At 71.5% G+C, this 20,026-nt stretch carries 24 protein-coding genes and 1 tRNA gene; 12 read left to right on the top strand and 13 right to left on the bottom strand.

What is annotated here, in order from left to right; all coding sequences use genetic code 11:
- Position 1: 1 nt before the first annotated feature.
- The 3 genes from P2F65_RS14810 to P2F65_RS14800 all read right to left on the bottom strand — a co-directional run bounded on the left by P2F65_RS14810 (position 2) and on the right by P2F65_RS14800 (position 3,843).
- On the bottom strand, positions 2-1,381 hold the full coding sequence (locus tag P2F65_RS14810) for an MFS transporter (protein WP_275809266.1): 1,380 nt from the start codon (positions 1,379-1,381) through the stop codon (positions 2-4).
- A gap of 532 nt (positions 1,382-1,913) precedes the next feature.
- Positions 1,914-2,507 (bottom strand): isochorismatase family protein, encoded by a 594-nt coding sequence (locus P2F65_RS14805; RefSeq protein ID WP_275809262.1) that lies wholly within the window; start codon positions 2,505-2,507, stop codon positions 1,914-1,916.
- A gap of 19 nt (positions 2,508-2,526) precedes the next feature.
- Complete coding sequence (locus P2F65_RS14800; protein WP_275809260.1) at positions 2,527-3,843, bottom strand: nicotinate phosphoribosyltransferase; 1,317 nt, start codon at positions 3,841-3,843, stop codon at positions 2,527-2,529.
- Positions 3,844-3,865: 22 nt separating this feature from the next.
- Between P2F65_RS14800 and clpS the strand changes: the two genes are divergently transcribed.
- The 7 genes from clpS to rdgB all read left to right on the top strand — a co-directional run bounded on the left by clpS (position 3,866) and on the right by rdgB (position 8,379).
- Positions 3,866-4,156: an ATP-dependent Clp protease adapter ClpS gene (gene clpS, locus P2F65_RS14795; protein ID WP_275809258.1), complete on the top strand. Its 291-nt coding sequence runs from the start codon at positions 3,866-3,868 to the stop codon at positions 4,154-4,156.
- Positions 4,157-4,789: a DUF2017 domain-containing protein gene (locus tag P2F65_RS14790; RefSeq protein WP_275809256.1), complete on the top strand. Its 633-nt coding sequence runs from the start codon at positions 4,157-4,159 to the stop codon at positions 4,787-4,789.
- Positions 4,790-4,894: 105 nt separating this feature from the next.
- Positions 4,895-5,701 carry a glutamate racemase gene (gene murI, locus P2F65_RS14785; RefSeq protein ID WP_275809254.1) on the top strand — a complete coding sequence of 269 codons (807 nt, stop codon included), beginning with the start codon at positions 4,895-4,897 and terminating at the stop codon, positions 5,699-5,701.
- Positions 5,698-6,465 carry an MBL fold metallo-hydrolase gene (locus tag P2F65_RS14780; protein WP_275809252.1) on the top strand — a complete coding sequence of 256 codons (768 nt, stop codon included), beginning with the start codon at positions 5,698-5,700 and terminating at the stop codon, positions 6,463-6,465. Before murI ends, P2F65_RS14780 begins: the two co-directional genes overlap by 4 nt.
- 36 nt (positions 6,466-6,501) lie before the next feature.
- On the top strand, positions 6,502-6,993 hold the full coding sequence (locus tag P2F65_RS14775) for an ASCH domain-containing protein (RefSeq protein WP_275809250.1): 492 nt from the start codon (positions 6,502-6,504) through the stop codon (positions 6,991-6,993).
- Positions 6,994-7,024: 31 nt separating this feature from the next.
- On the top strand, positions 7,025-7,771 hold the full coding sequence (gene rph, locus P2F65_RS14770) for a ribonuclease PH (protein ID WP_275809248.1): 747 nt from the start codon (positions 7,025-7,027) through the stop codon (positions 7,769-7,771).
- Positions 7,768-8,379, top strand: coding sequence for an RdgB/HAM1 family non-canonical purine NTP pyrophosphatase (gene rdgB / locus P2F65_RS14765; protein ID WP_275809245.1), 612 nt, complete (start codon positions 7,768-7,770; stop codon positions 8,377-8,379). The genes rph and rdgB overlap by 4 nt, the downstream gene beginning before the upstream one ends.
- On the opposite strand, the gene P2F65_RS14760 is transcribed toward rdgB, so the two are convergent.
- Positions 8,376-9,176 (bottom strand): deoxyribonuclease IV, encoded by an 801-nt coding sequence (locus tag P2F65_RS14760; protein ID WP_275809242.1) that lies wholly within the window; start codon positions 9,174-9,176, stop codon positions 8,376-8,378. The two genes, rdgB and P2F65_RS14760, sit on opposite strands and share 4 nt — an antisense overlap.
- 99 nt (positions 9,177-9,275) lie before the next feature.
- Here P2F65_RS14760 and P2F65_RS14755 point away from each other — a divergent pair.
- Positions 9,276-9,357 (top strand) — tRNA-Leu (locus P2F65_RS14755).
- Here P2F65_RS14755 and P2F65_RS14750 read toward each other — a convergent pair.
- From P2F65_RS14750 to P2F65_RS14740, 3 genes are all read right to left on the bottom strand, one after another.
- Entirely contained in the window at positions 9,339-10,007 is a 669-nt protein-coding gene (locus tag P2F65_RS14750; RefSeq protein ID WP_275809239.1) for an SUMF1/EgtB/PvdO family nonheme iron enzyme, read from the bottom strand. The two genes, P2F65_RS14755 and P2F65_RS14750, sit on opposite strands and share 19 nt — an antisense overlap.
- 154 nt (positions 10,008-10,161) lie before the next feature.
- Positions 10,162-10,314: a hypothetical protein gene (locus P2F65_RS14745; protein ID WP_275809236.1), complete on the bottom strand. Its 153-nt coding sequence runs from the start codon at positions 10,312-10,314 to the stop codon at positions 10,162-10,164.
- Positions 10,315-10,398: 84 nt separating this feature from the next.
- Positions 10,399-11,094, bottom strand: a complete 696-nt coding sequence (locus tag P2F65_RS14740) for a LamG-like jellyroll fold domain-containing protein (RefSeq protein ID WP_275809232.1) — start codon at positions 11,092-11,094, stop codon at positions 10,399-10,401.
- Between the two features lie 154 nt (positions 11,095-11,248).
- On the opposite strand from P2F65_RS14740, the gene P2F65_RS14735 reads away from it, so the two are divergent.
- A complete protein-coding gene (locus tag P2F65_RS14735) occupies positions 11,249-12,637 on the top strand; it encodes a CoA transferase (protein ID WP_275809229.1) in 1,389 nt (462 codons plus the stop codon).
- Positions 12,638-12,654: 17 nt separating this feature from the next.
- On the opposite strand, the gene P2F65_RS14730 is transcribed toward P2F65_RS14735, so the two are convergent.
- The 4 genes from P2F65_RS14730 to P2F65_RS14715 are packed head-to-tail and all read right to left on the bottom strand — an operon-like array spanning position 12,655 to position 15,231.
- Entirely contained in the window at positions 12,655-13,404 is a 750-nt protein-coding gene (locus P2F65_RS14730) for an ABC transporter ATP-binding protein (protein WP_275809226.1), read from the bottom strand.
- Positions 13,401-14,162: a cobalt ECF transporter T component CbiQ gene (cbiQ, locus tag P2F65_RS14725; RefSeq protein WP_275809224.1), complete on the bottom strand. Its 762-nt coding sequence runs from the start codon at positions 14,160-14,162 to the stop codon at positions 13,401-13,403. Before cbiQ ends, P2F65_RS14730 begins: the two co-directional genes overlap by 4 nt.
- Positions 14,163-14,164: 2 nt before the next feature.
- A complete protein-coding gene (locus P2F65_RS14720) occupies positions 14,165-14,533 on the bottom strand; it encodes a PDGLE domain-containing protein (protein ID WP_275809221.1) in 369 nt (122 codons plus the stop codon).
- Positions 14,530-15,231 carry an energy-coupling factor ABC transporter permease gene (locus P2F65_RS14715; RefSeq protein ID WP_275809218.1) on the bottom strand — a complete coding sequence of 234 codons (702 nt, stop codon included), beginning with the start codon at positions 15,229-15,231 and terminating at the stop codon, positions 14,530-14,532. The genes P2F65_RS14720 and P2F65_RS14715 overlap by 4 nt, the downstream gene beginning before the upstream one ends.
- Positions 15,232-15,339: 108 nt before the next feature.
- On the opposite strand from P2F65_RS14715, the gene bcp reads away from it, so the two are divergent.
- The 3 genes from bcp to P2F65_RS14700 are packed head-to-tail and all read left to right on the top strand — an operon-like array spanning position 15,340 to position 16,443.
- Entirely contained in the window at positions 15,340-15,810 is a 471-nt protein-coding gene (gene bcp, locus P2F65_RS14710) for a thioredoxin-dependent thiol peroxidase (protein ID WP_275809215.1), read from the top strand.
- Between the two features lie 23 nt (positions 15,811-15,833).
- On the top strand, positions 15,834-16,103 hold the full coding sequence (locus tag P2F65_RS14705) for a DUF3618 domain-containing protein (RefSeq protein WP_275809212.1): 270 nt from the start codon (positions 15,834-15,836) through the stop codon (positions 16,101-16,103).
- 46 nt (positions 16,104-16,149) lie between these two features.
- Entirely contained in the window at positions 16,150-16,443 is a 294-nt protein-coding gene (locus tag P2F65_RS14700; protein ID WP_275810683.1) for a co-chaperone GroES, read from the top strand.
- 9 nt (positions 16,444-16,452) lie between these two features.
- Here P2F65_RS14700 and P2F65_RS14695 read toward each other — a convergent pair whose 3' ends face one another.
- Together P2F65_RS14695 and P2F65_RS14690 are read right to left on the bottom strand one after the other, a co-directional pair.
- Positions 16,453-16,608, bottom strand: coding sequence for a DUF2510 domain-containing protein (locus P2F65_RS14695; protein ID WP_275809209.1), 156 nt, complete (start codon positions 16,606-16,608; stop codon positions 16,453-16,455).
- Positions 16,609-16,864: 256 nt separating this feature from the next.
- The gene (locus P2F65_RS14690; RefSeq protein WP_275809207.1) at positions 16,865-20,014 is read right to left on the bottom strand and encodes an efflux RND transporter permease subunit; all 3,150 of its coding nucleotides are present in this window, start codon (positions 20,012-20,014) and stop codon (positions 16,865-16,867) included.
- Between the last annotated feature and the right edge of the window lie 12 nt (positions 20,015-20,026).

Genomic DNA, 20,026 nt, shown 5'->3' with positions numbered 1-20,026 from the left:
CTCACACCCGCTCGGCGGCGAGTGAGGCACCGCGCCGGGCGTACACGGCATACGTCAGGGCGGCCATGAGCAGGTAGGCGACCACGAACACCCAGAGAGCAGGGACGAGGGAGCCGTAGGCCTCCTTGGCCATCGCGAAACCCCGCGGGATGAGGAAGCCGCCGTAGGCGCCGACGGCGCCGGCGATGCCGATGCAGCCGGCGGCCGCCTTGCGCGCCACCGCCAGCTGGGCGGCGCTGGTGACGCCGGACCGGAATACGGCCGGGATCATCCGGTAGGTCGCGCCGTTGCCGATGCCGGCACCGGTGAACAGCACCATGAACGAGAGGAAGAAGAGCGCGAAGCTGTGCTGTTCGAGCGCAGCGACCGCGCCCACCGCTCCGGTGGCCAGGACGGCGAAGGAGGCGATGGTGACCCGTGCCCCGCCGAGGCGGTCGGCCACCATGCCGCCGAGCGGACGGGTGAGGGCCCCGACGAGGGCGCCGAGGAAGGCGATCGAGGTCGACACCTCGGGGAACTGCGTCTTCAGCAGGGTGGGGAAGGCGCCGGAGTAGCCGATGAACGAGCCGAAGGTGCCGATGTAGAGGAACGAGATCACCCACGTGTGGGGACTGCGAGTCGCGGCCGCGAAGCTGCGGTAGTCGGCCCTGGCGCCGCTGAGGTTGTCCATGCCGCGCCAGGCGAGCACGGCAGCGAGCAGGGCCAGCGGCACGAAGACGAGCCCGGCTCGCTCCAGGTGGACGCCGGCCCCTACGGCGACCACGGCCGGCACGACCAGCTGCACCACGCCAGTGCCGAGGTTGCCGCCGGCAGCGTTGAGCCCCAGCGCCCGTCCCTTCTCCGCCTCCGGGAAGAAGAAGGAGATGTTGGTCATCGACGAGGCGAAGTTGCCGCCGCCGAACCCGGCCAGCGCGGCGCAGGCCAGCAGCACCCCGAACGACGTCTCGGGTCGGGTGACGGCCCAGGCCAGGGCCAGGGCGGGCACGAGCAGGAGCAGCGAGGAGATGACGGTCCAGTTGCGGCCGCCGAAGACCGGTACGGCGAAGGTGTAGGGGATCCGGATCGTGGCCCCGACGAGGCTCGGCACCGCGATGAGCCAGAACTGCTGGTCGAGGGTGAGGCTGAACCCGGCTGCCGGCAGCTGGGGGACGACGACGCTCCACAGCGCCCACACGCAGAAGCCGAGGAACTCGGCGTAGACCGACAGGGCCAGGTTGCGCCGGGCGATCGAGCGTCCTCCACCGCGCCAGAACACCGCGTCCTCGGGGTCCCAGTGGTCGATCCACCGGCCGGAGCGGTGGAGGGGGACGGCCGGCGTCGGCGGGGCCAGGTGGGCGGGGGACTCGAGGGAGGAGAGCTCGGCCCGGGGGCTCGCGGTCATCGGTGGCTCCTTGCGCTGGGCGGCGTGGTCGTGAAGGGAACGCGGTCCACCTTGGCGCCGGCGTGTTACCCGGCAGCGCGCCCGCCGTTAAACGTCCGTAACGCCGGGCGCACAGCGGCGACGGACGGACTGTGAGGTCAGGGGCCGCGAGGTCGCGGGCTCGGGCGGTCCTGCGGGCGGGTCGCGTGGTGCCACAGCCACCGGCTCATGGATGCCTACGGGACCAAAGTCCCTTTCGCACAACCGGGTACCGGAGGGATAAAGGTACTGTCGTAATCGGCAAAGGAAGCGGTCCCGCCGGCCAGCGGGACGGCAACCGGCGCGGGGAGCGACCTCGCTGGCCGGCGAGACCCTCACCTGCCGGGAAAGCCGGAGGACCTGCCCCCGACGAGGGTGGGAAAGGTGGAGCAGCCAGCGTGAGCCCGGCAATGTCCTACCGGGCGACCATGACGAGGCCCCGACCGACTCAGCACGTCAGCCGGGGCCTCGCCGCCTGTCCGGAGCGGTCAGGCGAGCGACCGGGTGCGGGCGGTCAGGGGCGCGACCGGTCGACCGCGACGCCGGCACCGCGCAGCTGGGCCAGGGCACGCTCGGTGGTCTCCGGGGCGACGCCGGCTGTCAGGTCGAGCAGCACCGTCGTGGCGAAGCCCTCCGTCACCGCGTCGAGGGCGGTGGCGCGAACGCAGTGGTCGGTGGCGATGCCGACGACGTGCACCTCCTCGATGCGGCGGCCGCGCAGCCAGGCGGCGAGGCCGACCTGCTCGTCCGCCTCGACGGTGAAGCCCTCGAACCCGCTGTAGGCGGCGCTGCGGTGTCCCTTGCGGAAGACCGCGTGGACGGAGTCGAGGGCACCGGCGACGTCGGGGTGGAACAGCGCGCCGTCGGTGCCGATGCGGCAGTGGGCCGGCCATGACTCCACGAAGTCCGGACGGTCGCTGAAGTGGAGGCCCGGGTCGTCGTGCCAGTCGGCCGTGGCGACGATCGCGGCATACTCGTCGCCACGGGTGCCCACGTGCTCACTGATGCGGCGCGCGGTCTCGGCCCCGCCGGCGACGGCGAGCGACCCACCCTCGCAGAAGTCGTTCTGGACGTCGACGATGATCAGCGCGCGCGAGCTGCCTGCCATACCGCCCACGCTAGTGCGGTCAGGGCAGGTTGTCCTCGAACAGGGTGGGGATGGCCGGCTCACCGCGCTGGAGCCGGTGCGCAGCGGCGGGCAGCTCGGCGCGGGAGGCCTCGTGCCGGGCCCGGGCGGCCTCGATCGTGCACGCGTCCCGGCCGACGACCTCGCCGTCGCGCACCAGGGGCACGAGCAGCGCCCGGTCGTCGCCGTCGTCGGCCGGGTGCTCGCCGAGGCCGATCACCTCGGCCTCGGCACACCCCTTGGCGTTGAGCCGGCGCAGCGCGTACTTGCGCCCCCCGACCGACTGCTTGTCCTTGCTCTTCTTGGCGACGCTGACCATGGTGCCGCCGTCGTCGGTGCGGGCCACGAGCTTGTAGACCATGCCGGCGGTGGGGTGGCCCGATCCGGTGACGAGGGACGTGCCGACGCCGTAGCGGTCGACCGGTCCGGCCGCGAGCCCGGCGATGGCGTACTCGTCGAGGTCGGAGGTCACCACGATCTTGGTGTCCTGGGCGCCGAGGTCGTTGAGCAGGGCGCGCACCTCGCGGGCCTGGCTCAGCAGGTCACCCGAGTCGAGCCGCACGGCACCGAGCTCGGGGCCGGCGATCTCGACGGCGGTCCGCACGGCGCTGACGACGTCGTAGGTGTCGACGAGCAGGGTGGTGCCTTTGCCGAGCGACTCGACCTGGGCGGTGAACGCCTCCCGCTCGTCGTCGTGCAGGAGCGTGAACGCGTGCGCGGCCGTGCCGGCCGTGGGAACGCCGTAGCGCCGGCCGGCCTCGAGGTTGGAGGTGGTGGCGAAGCCGGCGATGTATGCCGCGCGGGCGGCGGCCACGGCCGCCTCCTCGTGCGTGCGCCGCGAGCCCATCTCGATGCAGGGCCGGTCCCCGGCCGCGGAGGTCATGCGCGAGGCGGCGCTGGCCACTGCGCTGTCGTGGTTGAGGATGCTGAGCACGAGGGTCTCGAGCACCACCCCGTGCGCGAAGTCGGACTCGACCACGAGGACGGGGGAGTAGGGGAAGTAGCACTCGCCCTCGGCATACCCCCAGATGTCGCCCCGGAACCGGTAGGAGGCGAGGAACTCCAGCGTGGGGTCGTCGACCACCCGGGTGCGCCGCAGCTGCTCGACCTCCTCGTCGGAGAAGCGGAACTGCTCGATGGCGTCGAGCAGCCGGCCGGTGCCGGCCACGACGCCGTAGCGCCGTCCCTCCGGCAGCCGCCGCGCGAAGACCTCGAAGACGCAGTCCCTCGAGGCGGCGCCGCTGCGCAGGGCGGCCTCGACCATGGTGAGCTCGTAGTGGTCGGTGAGCAGAGCCGTGCTCGGTGCCGATGCAGTCACGACGGCAGCCTATTGTGGGGTGGTGTCGATCGCCCCCGTAGAGCAGGAGAGCGTCTCCACCAGCGAGGACGCCGAGCTCGACGTCCCCTGGATCACCCTGGTGTGGAACGACCCCGTCAACCTCATGTCCTACGTGACCTTCGTGTTCCAGACCTACTTCGGCTACTCGAAGGCCAAGGCGGAGAAGCTGATGATGGACGTGCACGTCAAGGGCAGGGCGGTGGTGTCGACCGGCACGCGCGAGAAGATGGAGGCCGACACCGAGGCCCTCCAGGGCTACGGCCTGTGGGCCACCTTCCAGAAGGACAGCTGAGTGGCGCGGGGTTTCAAGCGCAAGGGTGAGGTCTTCGTCGCCAAGCTCGACGCCGTCGAACGGGGCCTCGTCGTCGGGCTGATGGAGCAGGTCCGCGAGATCCTGGAGCCCGAGGCCGACACCCCCGGTGACGCCGGGGGCGACGCGTTCGACCAGATCGTCGCCGGTCTCGGCGGCTCGGGCTGGGGCGTCTCGGTCTCGCCGGAGGACCAGGCCCCCGGCGTGCCGCCGTCGCCCGGTGACCTGGAACAGCGTGACCCCGCGCTCGAGCGCCTGCTGCCCGCCGCGCACCGTGAGGACGAGCAGATCGCGGCCGAGTTCCGCCGCTTCACCGAGCAGGGACTGCGCACCCGCAAGGTCGCCAACCTCTCGACCGCGATCGCGGTCCTCGCCGCTGCCCCGGACCAGCGCGTCGAGCTCGACCAGGCGCAGGCCGTGGCGATGGTGGTGGCGCTCACCGACGTGCGCCTCGTCCTCGGCGAGCGCCTCGGGCTGCGCACCGACGAGGACCTCGACGTGCTCGAGGCGGAGGTGGCCTCGCTCGACGACGACGACCCCGCGGTCTACGCGCTCGCCGTCTACGACTTCCTCACCTGGCTCCAGGAGACCCTGGCCCACGCCCTCGGCGGCTGATGGCGCGGTGTCGGGCGCCTGCGCGGCCCGCTCGTGAGCACACTGTGACCGACGCGACGCGCCGTCGAGGCGGGCTCTGACGGTGCCCCGAACTACATTTGTCCGGTGGCAGATGCACCGATCGGGATCTTCGACTCCGGCTACGGCGGGCTGACCGTCGCCCGGTCGGTCCTCGACCAGCTGCCCCACGAGCCGGTGGTCTACCTCGCAGACACCGCGCGCCAGCCCTACGGCCCCAGGCCGATCGCACAGACCCGCGAGTTCGCCCTCGAGTGCCTCGACCGGTTGGTCGAGCGCGGTGTGAAGGCCCTCGTCATCGCGTGCAACACCGCCAGCGCGGCGGTGCTCCACGACGCGCGCGAACGCTACGACGTGCCCGTGGTCGAGGTCATCCGCCCGGCCGTGCGACGCGCTGCGGCGGCCACCCGCAACCAACGGGTGGGCGTGATCTCCACCCGCGGCACGCACCAGTCCGGCGCCTACGTCGACGCCTTCGCCGCGGCACCCCACGTGGAGGTCACCTCGCAGCCGTGCCCGCGGTTCGTCGAGTTCGTCGAGGCCGGCATCACCAGCGGCCCGGAGCTGCTCGGCGTCGCCCACGACTACCTCGCGGCGGTGCAGGACCGCGGCGTCGACACGCTGATCCTCGGCTGCACGCACTACCCGCTGCTGACCGGCGTCATCTCCTACGTGATGGGCGACGGCGTCACCCTGGTCTCCAGCGCGGAGGAGACCGCCAAGGACGTCTTCCGCCTGCTCGCCGACGCCGACGCGCTGCGGCCCGACCACCTGCCGGAACCCGAGCACGAGTTCCTCACCACAGGCGACCCCGACGAGTTCGCCCGGCTCGCCCGGCGGTTCCTCGGCCCGGAGGCCGTCGCCGCCCGTCCCGCCTCGGTGGTGACGGCATGAGGCTGACCATCGTGGGGTGCTCGGGCTCGTTCGCCGGCCCCAACTCGCCGGCGTCGAGCTATCTGCTGCGCGCCGAGCACGACGGCCGCGACGTCAACCTCCTGCTCGACCTCGGCAGCGGGGCGCTCGGCGCGCTGCAGCGCCACATCGACCCCGCCGACCTCGACGCCGTGATGGTCAGCCACCTGCACCCCGACCACTGTGTCGACCTGCTCGGCCTCTACGTCACGCGCAAGTACCAGCCGTCGGGCCCGCTGCCGGACCCGCTCCCGGTCTACGGGCCCAAGGACACCGCCGAGCGGATCGAACTGGCCTACCACGGGCTCGACGACGGGGGGATGAACCACGAGTTCGTCTTCCACGGGCTCACCGACCAGCAGCCGGTGACCGTGGGACCGTTCACCGTGACGCCGTACCGCGTCAACCACCCGGTCGAGACCTACGGGTTCCGGGTCGAGGCCGGCGGCCGGGTCCTCGCCTACAGCGGCGACACCGACACCTGTGACGCGCTCACGCCGCTGTTCACCGGTGCCGACCTCGTGCTCGCCGACGCCGCGTTCGTCGACGGTCGCGACGCCGCGCGCGACATCCACCTCTCCGGCAGCCGCGCCGCCCAGGCGGCGGTGGACGCCGGGGGAGTGTCGCGGCTGATGCTCACCCACCTGCCGTCGTGGAACGACCCGGCCGTATGCCGTGCGCAGGCCGCCGCGGTGTGGCCGGGCGAGGTGGAGCTCGCCAGGCCCGACGCCACCTACGCGATCTAGCCCCGGCGTGAGGTGACGTCGCCCTAGGGTGGCTGTGTGATCACCATCGACGAGGCCGCCGCTGAGCGGATGTGGGATGCGTACACGAAGGCCCACCCGGACCGGCACCACGACGCCGAGTCGCCGCCGGCCGAGTACTTCGGCGACTCCCCGGAGATGGCCGACGAGCTGCTCGAGGCGGTGATCAACGGACCCAAGCGCGCCACCGCCGCGCTGGTGGCCGAGTTCGCCGACGGCGACGAGGAGCTCCCACGCATCGGGTCACACTGGATCGCCTGCGACGGACGCGGTCAGCCGCGCCTGGTGATGCGCTCCCTCGAGCTCCGTGTGGGGCCGGTCGCCAGCGTGGACGAGGCCTTCGCCTACGACGAGGGTGAGGGCGAGCGCACCCGGGAGTGGTGGCTCGACGCACACCGCGGCTACTGGCAGCGGTCGTGCGCCCGCATGGGGCTGGACTACGACGACAACCTGGAGTGCGTCTTCGAGCGGTTCGCCGTGGTGTGGCCGCCGGAGCACGCCGACGACTGACCCGCAGCGGCCGGTCGCTAGCCTTGCGGCCATGACTCGTCACGACGGCCGCGCCCCCGACCAGCTCCGCGAGGTGCGCATCACGCGCAACTGGCTCGACCACGCCGAGGGAAGCGTGCTCGTGGAGTTCGGCCGCACCCGCGTGCTCTGCGCCGCCTCCTTCACCGCCGGCGTCCCGCGCTGGCTGAAGGGACAGGGCACCGGCTGGGTCACAGCGGAGTACGAGATGCTGCCGCGATCGACCAACACGCGCAGCGACCGCGAGTCCCGCAAGGGCCGCGTCGGAGGACGCACCCACGAGATCTCCCGTCTGATCGGACGCAGCCTGCGGGCGATCATCGACACCAAGGCGCTGGGCGAGAACACGATCGTGCTCGACTGTGACGTGCTGCAGGCCGACGGCGGCACCCGCACCGCTGCCATCACCGGCGCCTACGTGGCGCTGGTCGACGCGATCGAGGACGCCCGGGCCAAGGGGCTGCTGTCGGCCAGTGCCAAGCCGCTGACCGGGTCGGTCGCGGCCATCTCCGTCGGGATCATCGACGGCGAGCCGGTCCTCGACCTCGACTACCCCGAGGACGTGGGCGCGGGCACCGACATGAACGTCGTCATGACCGGTTCGGGGGAGTACGTCGAGGTGCAGGGCACGGCCGAGGGCAAGCCTTTCGACCGCGACCTGCTCAACGGCCTGCTCGACCTCGCCGCCAAGGGCTGCGCCGACCTGACGGCCCTGCAGGAGGGCGCCCTCGCCGCGACCCCTCGGGAGCGCGTGCGATGACGAAGCTGGTGCTCGCCACGCGCAACCACCACAAGGTCGTGGAGCTGCGCCACATCCTGGCCGACGTCTGCGAGGAGCTCGGCCTCGAGATCGTCGGTGCCTCCGACTTCCCGAACGCACCGGACGTCGTCGAGGACGGCGTCACCTTCGTGGAGAACGCCCGCCTCAAGGCCGTGGCGGTGGCACAGGCCACCGGGCTGCCCGCGATCGCGGACGACTCGGGCCTGGCCGTCGACGTGCTCGGCGGTGCCCCGGGCATCTTCAGCGCCCGCTGGGTCGGCAGCCACGGCAACGACCGGGCCAACCTCGAGCTGCTGCTCGACCAGCTCGCCGACGTCAAGGACGAGCACCGCGGCGCCGCGTTCGTGTGCGCAGCCGTGCTCGCCCTGCCGGACGGCACCGTGCGCTCCGCCGAGGGCCGTATGCCGGGCACCGTCGCCCGGGAACCCAGGGGCACCAACGGTTTCGGCTACGACCCGATCCTTGTCCCGGAGGGGCAGACACGTCACTGCGCCGAGCTGTCCAAGGAGGAGAAGAACGCGATCTCGCACCGCGGCAAGGCGTTCCGTGCGATGGTGCCGCACCTGCGCGAGCTGCTGGGCCGCTAGGCGAGCTCCTGGCGCACCCACTCCAGGTCAGCGGTCTGACCTTCCACGCCGCCCGGTGTCTCCACGACCACCGGCGCCCGGGCGGAGCGCAGCACGGCGGCGAGCTCGTCGGGGTGGATGAGGCCTGATCCGAGGTTGGTGTGGCGGTCGGCGCCGGAGCCGAACTCGTCGCGGCTGTCGTTGCAGTGCACGAGGTCGATGCGCCCGGTGATGGCGCGGACGTCGTCGACGACCGTGGCCAGGTCGTTGCCGCCGGCGTGCGCGTGGCAGGTGTCGAGGCAGAAGCCGACCATCTCGAAGCCCTCGGCTCCCGAGATGGCCTCCCACAACCGCCCGATCCGGTCGAGGTGGCGCGCCATCGCGTTGTCGCCGCCGGCGGTGTTCTCGATGAGCAGCGGGACCTTGAGGTCCGTGGCCGCGACCGCCTTGCGCCAGTTGTCGAAGCCCTTCTCGGGGTCATCGGCCTTGTTGACGTGCCCGCCGTGGACGATCAGCCCCTTGGCGCCGATCGAGGCGGCCGCGTCCATGTGCTGCTGCAGCAGCTTGCGGCTGGGGATGCGGATCCGGTTGTTCGTCGTCGCCACGTTGATCAGGTAGGGCGCATGGACGTACAGCTCGATGCCGGCCGCCTCGGCGTCGGCCCGCAGCGCTTCGGGGCCACCGGCGTACTCCCACTCCGGCCCCTTGTAGCCCTGCGGGTCCCCGAGGAAGAACTGCGCGATGGTGGCGCCGCGCTCCTTGGCTGCGCTGATCGGGTCGGCCTGGTCGACGTGGGCGCCGAGTGCTGGTGATGCCATGGGCTCCACAGTAGGCCCCGCCTCGGACAGCGCCGCCGCGTCCTGGGACCACAGCCACCCCGCCGACCGCTCGCAGCCGCACCACTACAGTGGGCGCGCGCGCAAGTGACGGAATTGGCAGACGTGCAGGATTTAGGTTCCTGTGCCTTCGGGCGTGCGGGTTCAAGTCCCGCCTTGCGCACTCGGCGAGCTCACGCACCGGAAGCCGATGTGGCTCATGCCGGTGTCCACCACCTGCGGTCGCCTCGCGGCCGGGCGGTAGCGACGGCAGTAGCTGTCGGCACAGAGGAACGACCCGCCCTTGACGACCTTCCGCGCCACGCGGAACTGCGGCTGCGCCGGGTCGTAGCTGTCCTCCTGCGAGCCTCCCCGGGGGTCCCTGGGCACGCAGCAGGCGGACACGTCAGGCCAGCGTCCTTCGGTGTACCAGTCCTGGGTCCACTCCCACAGGTTGCCCGCCATGTCGAAGAGCCCGTAGCCGTTGGCGGGAAACGACCCCACGGGTGTCGTGCGGCCGTACCCGCGGGCGGCCCGCCACGGGAAGTCCCCGTGCCAGAAGTTCGCGAGCCGCAGCCCGGCTGGCTCCGCTTCATCACCCCACGTGGAGGCCGCGCCGTCGAGTCCTCCGCGCGCAGCGTGCTCCCACTGCGCCTCGGTCGGCAGGACAAGGCCGCGCCGGCAGACCCGGAGGCCGTTGACCGCGACGTCGCGGGTCGGGCCCTCCTCGGGGTAGTGCTCATCGGAGCCCATGCGGAAGGTGCCCCCCGGGACCCACACCAGGTCCTCGGCCCGAGGTGCACCGGCAGGCACGGTCGTCGCGGGTTCGCTCATGGGCTGGGGATGCCGGTCTGCAGCTTCTGCAGCACCTATCGAGGCTGAAGGTGGCGGGCTTCTGCCGCGGCGGGAACTCTGCGAACGTCTGGAGCATCTCGGCGACGTAGGACTGCAGGGGCACGCAGAGCCAGGCGTGGTCGAACATCCAGTCCTAGTAGGTGTTGGAGGTGACGTCCGCGCGCTCGTAGGGGTCGGTGCGCAGGTTGAACATCTTCGGGACGCGCAAGGGCGTGAACGGCTCGGCCCACACCTGCAGGGTTCCGGGGGCGCGCTGCTCGAGGAACACGAGCTTCGAGTTGTCCACGCGCAGGGCGGTGAGGTCGCCGTCGTCCGATACCCCGGCCGCGGCCACGCGCCCGGGGCGCCCAGCCGCGAGGCCGGTGCGCGGCTAGCCGATCCGGATCGACACCTCGTCGAGGTCGCCGACGAAGTAGTGCTTGTTGGTCGGCTTGCCGCCCAGGGTCACGTCGGTGGTGTTGGAGATCGAGCTGACCGCGCGCTTGGCCACCGGCCCGCTCTGGCCGTCCACCACGGCATACGCCTGCGTGGCAGTCAGGTGGCACTCGACCCGGTGCCACTTCCCGTCGTTGACCCGCACCGGTCCGTAGACCCGGTTCTTGGCCGTGGTCGGGCCGTTGAAGGCGCACGCCGGGAAGCCGAACTTCGTCGTGGTGCTCGCGTGGATCTCCAGCTTGTAGGCGCCGCCCGTCGTGGTCGCCACGCCCTTCTGGACGACGTTGTAGTCGCCCGTGACCAGGTTGGCAGGCACCCGGATCCAGGCGGTGATCGTGATCGGCGCCGTGCCCGGGTTGAGGGAGGAGTCGTGCGGCACCCGCACCAGCGAGCGGCCGTCGAAGTGGTAGGCGCTGCCGGCTGCTCCCGCGATGCCGGCCGTGACCCCCGCTGGGACACTGCCGTCGTTGTGCCAGCCGGAGTGGTCGACCATGGTTCTGGTGCCGGCCGGTTCGTCCATGTGCCAGAGGGCCGTCGTCGTCGGTGCGGCCGCAGCCGGCGACGCGGCCAGGCTGAGCGCGCCCACGCTGCCCACCAGGGCGAACCCGACCCGTGACTTCCGTGAGCTCATGCGCATGTCCCTCGCCCCCATCTGGTCCTCCCCACGCATGCGCGGTTGCCACCGCACGTCGACATGGTGGCACCTTCCCGGGCGGAGCGAGAGGGGCGCGGAGGGAAATACGCCCAACCACGTAACCATTGGCGCCAAGGGGTCACACGAAAGGGTGACCGCCCTGCTCGACCACGACCTCGCCCAGCCACGGCCTAGCATCACCAGGGTGAACCACCTGCTGCGCGAGGTCCTTCCGGCACTCGACCTCGACGAGGACTTTGCCGCCGACCGGCTGGCCGTGGCCGGTGGAAACGGCCTGCCGTCGAGGTTGCCGGTCAACACCCTCGCCTGCGGAGCGGTGGCCGCGGCCGGTCTGGCCGGCCTGGCCGCCGTGGGCGGGGACCGCGTGCTCGTCGACCCGCTCGCGGTGTCGGTGGCCTTCCGCAGCGACACCTCCCTGAGCGTCGACGGCCGGTCGCGCGAGTCGTTCGCGCCGCTGTCGGGCTTCTTCCGGGCCGCTGACGGGTGGGTCCGCACCCACGCCAACTACCCCCACCACCGCGAGCGGCTGCTGCACGCCCTGCAGCTGCCGGGCGACGCCACCCGGGAGGGCCTGGGGGCGGCCGTGGGCGAGCTCACGGCGCAGGACGTCGAGGACCGGGTCACCCGCGATGGCGGCGTCGCCGTGCGGGTGCGCGACCACAGGGAGTGGTTCGCGGGCCAGCAGGCGCAGGCGGTGCAGGACCGCCCGGTGCTCTCGGTCGACTCCGTCGCCCCCGCCGCCACGGTGCCCCTCTCGCGTCGTCCCCGTGTGCTCGACCTGACCCGGGTCATCGCCGGGCCCGTCGCCACGCGGACGCTGGCCTTCCTCGGCTGCGAGGTCCTGCGGGTCGACTCGCCGACCCTGCCGGAGCTGGAGCCCCAGCACATCGACACGGGCAGCGGCAAGCGCTCCACGCTGCTGGACCTGCACCGGGCCCAGGACCGCGACCGGTTGCACGGACTGCTGGAGCGAGCCGATGTGCTCGTCACGGGCTACCGGCCGGGAGCCCTCGCCGCGTTCGGCCTCGAGAACGAGGTGCTGGCGGCGCGCCACCCGTCGCTGGTCGTCGCCTCGCTGAGCGCCTGGACCCCCGACGGCCCGTGGGGCGCGCGTCGAGGTTTCGACAGCATCGTGCAGGCCGCCACAGGCATCGCGCTGATCGAGTCAGGCGACGGCGAGCGTCCCGGGGTGCTGCCCGCCCAGGCGCTCGACCACGCCACCGGCTACCTGCTCGCAGCGGGCGTCATGACGGCGCTGCGCCGGCGCGCCGAGGTCGGTGGCACCTGGCGGGTGCAGGCGCACCTCGCCCGCACCGCACACTGGCTGCTGCGCACCGACGCCCTCGACGCGCCGGCCCACCCGGTCAATGACCCCTCGCCGTGGCTGACCACGGCGGACACCGACTACGGCCGTGTCGTGCAGGCGCGCCCGGCGTTGCGGATCGGCGACGGACCGGTGCAGTTCGCGTGGCCCGCCCGACGGTGGGGGTCGGACCGACCCGAGTGGGCGCAGGCGTAGGTGTCCCGGCCGGAGGGTCAGGGGGCCGGGATCATCCGCGGGTCGAAGCCGAACGGCAGCTCGAGGCGGTGGGCCGCCATGAGCGCGTCGTCGGTGAGCACGTCGCGGGTCGACCCGTCGGCCACCACCACGCCGTCGGAGAGCACCACCGACCGGGCACACAGCTCGTAGGCGTAGGGCAGGTCGTGGGTGACCATCAGCACGGTGACGTCGAGCGATCGCAGGATGTCGGCGAGCTCGCGCCGCGACGCCGGGTCGAGGTTGCTCGACGGCTCGTCGAGCACGAGGACCTCCGGCTCCATGGCCAGCACGGTGGCCACCGCCACCCGGCGCCGCTGCCCGAACGACAGGTGGTGCGGCGGGCGGTCGATGAAGTCGACCATGCCGACCCGGTCGAGGGCGTCGACGACCCGCTTCTCGAGCGCAGCCCCGCGCAGCCCGAGGTTGGCCGGGCCGAACGCGACGTCGTCGCGCACCGACGGCATGAAGAGCTGGTCGTCGGGGTCCTGGAACACCACCCCGACGCGCCGGCGGATCTCGAGCAGGTTCTCCTTGGCCACCGGAAGCCCGGAGACCTCCACCGAACCGGCGCCGGCGGTCAGGATGCCGTTGAGGTGCAGCACGAGCGTCGTCTTGCCGGCGCCGTTCGGGCCCAGCAGCGCCACCCGCTCGCCGCGGTGGACGTGGAGGTTCACGCCGTACAGCGCCTGGTGGCCGTCCGGGTAGGCGTAGGCCAGTCCGCGGACGTCGAGGACGGGCGTGCTCACAGCGCCACCGCCACTGCCGCCGTGGCCACGGCGAGGCCGGGCAGTATGCCGGCCTGGGCCCACTGCGCGGGCGTCGCCGTGGCGTGGTGGGTCACCGGGAGTCGGCCGGTGTAGCCGCGGGAGAGCATCGCAAGGTGGATGCGCTCGCCCCGCTCGTAGGAGCGGATGAACAGGGCACCCGCTGTGGAGGCCAGGGCAGGCCAGGCGCGGACCGAGGTGGCCGCGAAACCGCGCGACTCGCGGGCGATGCGCATGCGCTTCAGCTCGCTGGTGACCACCTCGAGGTAGCGCATCATGAAGCCCATGATCTGCACCAGCTGGTGCGGCAGGCGCAGCCGCTCGAGCCCGGCGAGCAGGTCGCGCGGCTCGGTGGTCGCCCCGAGGGTGAGCGACGCCAGCACGCCGAGGGTGCCCTTGGCGAGCAGGCCCCAAGCGGCGAGCAGGCCCTGCTCGGAGAGCGTCAGCGGTCCGACCTCGACCCGCGGCCCCGTTGCCACGAAGGGCATGAGCGCGGCGAAGACCACGAACGGCACCTCGACGACCATGCGCCTGGCGAGGTAGCCGAAGGGAACGCCGGAGACGGCGATGACGCCCAGGAGCAGAGCGGCGTAGACACCGAAGGCCCAGTACTGCTCACGTGGTGTGGCGACCACGAGCACGACGAACGACAGCATCGAGACCAGCTTGAGGTGCGCGGGCATCCGGTGCAGGCGGGAGTGCCCGTGGAAGTGCAGGTGGTGTCCGTGACCGGCGCCCACGGCTACCTGCCCACCGAGGTCGGGTGGTCGCGCTCGGACGCGCCCGGCTCGGATGTCGCGGACCGGTCGTCGCTGCGCCGGCGGCGGAGCACCCAGGCCAGGCCGCCGCCGAGTGCGCCGACGATGACGACGCCCGCGACACCGGCGAGACCGCCGGAGACGCGCTGGTCGGGGACGCCGCTCGTGGCGTAGTCGGCCAGCGGCGAGCCGGCCGCGGCGTGCTCCTGCGCGGTGTCGGCGAACCCGGCCTGCTCGGCGACGTACTCCAGGCCGTCGGGGTGGCTGGAGGCGTAGAACGAGGCGACTCCGGCCAGGAACAGCGCGAGGAGCAGGCCGGTGACCACGAGGGCTCGGGTGCTGACGCGCCTCATGCGGCCACGGAGTCCTGCTCGGGCCTGACCACGACCAGGTGCCGTCGGGCGAGCACTCGCCGGGCGCCGTGCACGAGGTCGGGCCGCACGAGCACCACGGTGGAGACCGCCAGGCCCGTGATGGCCGCCTCGCCGAGGCCGATCAGCGTGTGCCAGCCCACCATCGTCATCGCGAGCGGGACCAGGGGGATGGGCACCTGGCCTCCCACGGCATACAGGGCCGTGAAGGCGAGCGCCGCTGCCGGCACGGAGACGAGCGCGGCGACCGCCGCCGCGGGCACCACCATCGAGGCACGCTGGGGAAGCACTCGCTGGGCGCCGCGGAAGACCAGCCAGCCGGTCCACACGCCGACGATGCCCAGGAGGGTGATGTTGGTGCCGAGCGCGGTGAGCCCCCCGTCGGCGAACAACAGGCTCTGGACGAGGAGCACCACGGACATGCTCAACGTGGCGGTCCAGGGCCCGACCAGCACGGCAGCGAGGGCTCCGCCGAGCAGGTGGCCCGAGGTGCCTGCTCCGACGGGGAACTTGAGCATCTGGGCGGCGAAGACGAATGCCGCCACGAGTCCGGCCAGGGGAGCCGTGCGGTCGTCGAGCTCGCGCCGGGCGCCACGGAGTGCCACCCCGACGCCGACGACCGCCAGGCCGGCCGTCGCCAAGGACGTGGGGACGTCGAGGAATCCGTCTGGCACGTGCACGAGCGACTCCTGAGGTGCTTCTGGGACGGCTGGGATACGTTGGAGGCCAACTGGAAATCAGTTTATTGCAAATGAGTTGCAATAACGAATCTGCCGAGGAGCCACACCGTGAGCGACCGCCTGACCCCCGGGGACGCCGCCCCCGACTTCGCCCTGGCCGACGACCAGGGCGGTGAGGTGCGGCTGTCGGACCTGCGCGGGCGCAAGGTGATCGTGTACTTCTACCCGGCGGCGATGACGCCCGGCTGCACCAAGCAGGCCTGCGACTTCTCCGACAGCCTGGAGTCGCTGCGCAGGGACGGCTACGAGGTGCTCGGGGTCTCGCCCGACAAGCCGGAGAAGCTGGCGAAGTTCCGGGAGCGCGACGCGCTGACCCTGACGCTGCTCTCGGACCCCGACAAGGCGGTCATGCGCAAGTGGGGGGCCTTCGGGGAGAAGAAGCTCTACGGCAAGACCGTCGAGGGCGTCATCCGCAGCACGGTGGTCCTCGACGAGCAGGGCACCGTCTCGCACGCGTGGTACAACGTCAAGGCCACCGGCCACGTCGCCAAGCTGCGCCGTGACCTCGGGCTCGACTGAACTAGGCCGCAAAGGAGCCAGGCATGAGTGAGAGCACCCAGAACAGGTCGGTGGACCAGATCGAGGCCGAGATCGTGGCGGCACGTGTGCGTCTCGCCGGCACCGTCGACGAGCTGCAGCACCGCACCTCGCCCAAGGAGGTCGCGCGGCGCCAGGTGGAGGGCCTGAAGGCCAAGCTCGTCGAGGCCACCCGGACGCCTGACGGCCAGCTCCGCACCGAGCGGGTGGCTGCGCTCGCCGCAGCCGGCGTGGCCTTGATCGGCCTGGGCGTGTTGCGCCGCCGCCGCGGCTGAACCGGTGGCCGACAGGAAGGACCCCGCCGAGCGGCTCCCCATCAGGATGCTGCACGACCGCGTGCTCGTGTCCATGGAGACCGAGGGGGAGCGGCGCTCCGGCGGTGGCATCGTCATCCCGGCGACGGCCAGTGTCGGCAGGCGCCTGGCGTGGGCGCGGGTCGTCGCCGTGGGCGCGAGCGTGCGCCAGGTGAAGGTGGACGACCGAGTCCTCTTCGACCCCGAGGAGCGCGCCGAGGTCGAGCTGCAGTCACGCGACTACGTGCTGCTGCGGGAGCGGGACATCCACGCAGTGGCCGCCCAGCGCGTCCAGGACGGGCAGACCGGTCTCTACCTCTGAGCCGGTGCCCTAGTGCTGGGTGCTGCGGGCCTGCACCTGCTCGAGGTAGGGGCTCGAGCGGGGGATCACCACGGGTGCCCGGCGCTCCGTCCACTTCTGGCCGTCCCAGTACCGACGCTGCCGCTCGACCTGCGGATCGGGGTACCACCCAGCGGGTTTGGGCATGACTGCACTCCCTGCTCGTCCTCCACAGCCGGCGCCGTTGCCGCCTGCCGGCGCCGGAGCGTCTCCGGTCGCCGGTCTCCAGTGTGACGGAGACCTCAGCCCTGCCCTCGCAGGCGCGCGAGCATCCTGCCCGTTCGTCCGATGCCGGCGTAGGACGGGCGGAGGAGGCGGGTGTCCAGCGCCTGGTGGTGCCCCGTGGACGGGGCACGGGTATGCCGCGGGGGTGAGTCCGCGGCATACCTGGGGGGTGGTGGGGTCAGGCCGGCTGGGCCGCATCCTGCGCGCCCTTGGACGGACGGGGCCGGCGCTTTGCGAAGCGCAGGTACAGAGACGGCACGACGAACAGGTTGATCAAGGTGGCCATGATGAGGCCGCCCACGATGACGACCGCCATGGGGTGCTCGATCTCCTGGCCGGGGATGGACCCGGTGACCAGCAGCGGGATCAGGGCCAGCCCGGTCGTCAGCACGGTCATCATGATCGGCACGAGCCGCTCCTTGGCCGCCCGGATGACCAGGTTGGGGCCGAAGGGCTCGCCCTCCTCGCGTTCGAGGTGCTGGCAGTGGCTGATGAGCATGATGCCGTTGCGGGCCACGATGCCGAAGACCGTGAGGAAGCCGACCAGCGACCCGAGCGAGATCACCTTGCCGCCGAAGAGGTAGGCAGCCAGGAGGCCGCCGACCAGCGCGACCGGCAGCGTGAGGAAGGACAACGTCGCCAGGCGCCAGCTGCTGTAGGAGACCTGGAGGAGCAGGAAGATCACCAGGGCGGCGACGGCGCTCGCGATGAGCAGGCTTCGCTGGGCCTGCTGCCGCTCGGTGTACTCCCCGAGCATCTCCGCCCGGTACTCCAGGGGCCAGTCGACCTGGTCCATCCGCTTCTCGATGTCCTTGACCACCGACCCCAGGTCACGCGTTCCGTCGAGACCGGCCTCGACGTCGAGGGCACGGAACAGGTTCTCGTGGCGCACGACGTTCGGTACCGCCTCGATGGTGATGTCGGCCACCTGCGAGAGCTTGACGCGCTCGCCGCTCGGGGTGTCGATCGGCAGGTTCTTCAGGTCCGTGACGCTGCTGCGCACCTCGGGGGCGGTCCAGACCTGCACGTCGTAGGCCTTGCCGCCCACGTACAGGTCTCCGACTTCCTCGCCCGCCATCATCCAGGCAGCGGCGCGGCGGACGTCACCGGGTTTGACGCCGTACTGCTTCGCCTTCGCCAGGTCGACCTCGACCTTGAGCTGGGGGATGTTGTCCTGGAAGTCGACCGTGTGGTCGCCCACCCCCGGTACCTCGCCGAGGATGGCGTCGACCTCCTCGGCCTTCTTGCGGAGCTCGTCGAGGTCCTGGCCGTACACCCGGATGGTGATGGGCTCGCTGCTGCCCGTGAGGACCTCGCGGATGCGCTCCTTGAGGTAGGTGAGCACGTCGCGGTAGATGCCCGGGTAGCCGTCGACGACACCCTTGATGCTGTCGACGGTCTTGTCGTAGTCGACCGACCGGTCGACGCTGATCCAGTTCTCGCCGAAGTAGACGCCGTAGGGCTCGTCACCGAGCAGGGCGTTGCCGATGTGCGAGCCCGCGTTGCGGACACCCGGAATGGTCAGCAGCTCGGCGTTGACGGCCTTGGTGGTGCGCACCTCCTCGGTGAGCGAGGTGTCGGGCTTGGCCAGCCAGTGCATGAGGAAGTCGCGCTCCTTGAAGCTGGGCAGCAGCGACTGCCCCAACACCGGCAGGACCGCCAGCCCGGCGGCGGTGACCACCGCGACGGCGGCGTACGCTGCCCGCGGTCGCCTGACCACGCGCACGAGCATCCGCTCGTACATGCGCTTCATGGGCGGGACGACCGGGGACTCGCGGTGGGCGAGCGACTTCTCGCTGCGGAAGAGGATCAGGCTCATCGCGGGGGTGACGGTCAGCGCCACGACCATGGAGGCCAGCAGGGCGAGGGCGTAGGCCAGCGCCAAGGGCTGGAAGAACGACCCGGACAGCCCGGCCAGCATGAAGATCGGCAGGATCGCGACCACCTCGATGACCGTGGCGTAGACGATGGCGCCACGAACCTCCAGCGAGGCGTCGAGGATGACGCGGGCGGTCGACCTGGTGCCGCCGCTGGCGCGGTGCTCCCTCAGGCGTCTGACGACGTTCTCGATGTCGATGATGGCGTCGTCGACGATGTCGCCCAGGGCTATGACGAAGCCGGCGAGGATCATCGTGTTGATCGTCGCGCCGCTCCAGTTCAGCACCAGCATGGCGGTGATGAGCGACAGCGGGATCGCCACGACGCTGACCAGCGCCGTGCGCCAGGAATAGAGGAACAGGATGAGCATCCCGATCATCAGCAGCGCGCCCAGCCACAGGGCGCGCGTCAGGTTGCTGATCGCGTCCTCGATGAACGTGGCAGGCCGGAAGATCGCCGAGTCGACGGTGATGCCGGTGAGCGCCGGCTCGAGCTCGGCGAGAGCCTGCTCGACCCCCTTGGTGACGTCGAGGGTGTTGGCCCACGGCAGCTTCTCGACGATGAGCATGAGCCCGTCGCCCTCGTTGATCACCGCGTCGCCGATGAGTGGCTGGTGGTCGCGCACGAGGTCGGCGACCTGGTCGAGACGGATCGTGCGCCCGTCACCGGTGACGATCGGCAGCTCGGCGAGCTGCTCGTGCGTCACGATGGGCTGGACGTGCCGCACCTGGAGGCGCTGTTCCGCTCCGTCGACGAAGCCGCCCCGGCCGATGAAGTGACCGGGGGAGTAGCGCAGCAGCCCGGCGTCGAGGGCGTCCGACGTGGTGGTCATGACCTGCTCGAGGGTGACGTCCTGCTCGGCCAGCCGTTGCGGGTCGGCACGCACCTGGAGCATGTCGAGCCGCTCGCCCCAGATCGGCACGTTGGCGACACCCGGCACGCGCAGCAGGCGCGACCGGATCTTCCAGTAGGCCGCCATCGACAGGTCCATCATGTCGATCTCGGGGTCGGACGACGACAGGCCGATCTTGAGCACCCGGCTCGTGGCGGACAGCGGCTGCAGCATCACCGGTGGCGCCGCCCACGTGGGCAGCGTCGGTGTGACCTGGGCGATGCGCTCGGCGACGAGCTGCCTCGCCTCGAGCAGGTCGGTGCCCTTGTCGAAGAACAGCACGACCTGGGAGAGCTGCTCGACCGAGCGCGACCGGATCGTGTCGACGCCGGGGATCGCGTTGAAGGACTGCTCGAGGGGGATCGTGATGAGCTCTTCCACCTCGGTCGGCGCGAGCCCGACCGCGATGGTGTGCACCTCGACCTTCGGCGGTGCGAACTCGGGGAAGACGTCCACGGCGGTGTTCCCCACCTGCTGGACCCCGAAGAACATCAGGAACGCGGTGAGCGCGACGACGATGTAGCGGAACTTCAGGCTTGACGCGACGATCCAGCGCATGGTTGGAGCCCT

The organism is Knoellia sp. p5-6-4 (assembly GCF_029222705.1).
Classification (GTDB): Bacteria; Actinomycetota; Actinomycetes; order Actinomycetales; family Dermatophilaceae; genus Pedococcus_A.
The sequence above is the reverse complement of the archived record's forward strand: the minus strand, read 5'-3'. Positions and strand labels throughout refer to the sequence as shown.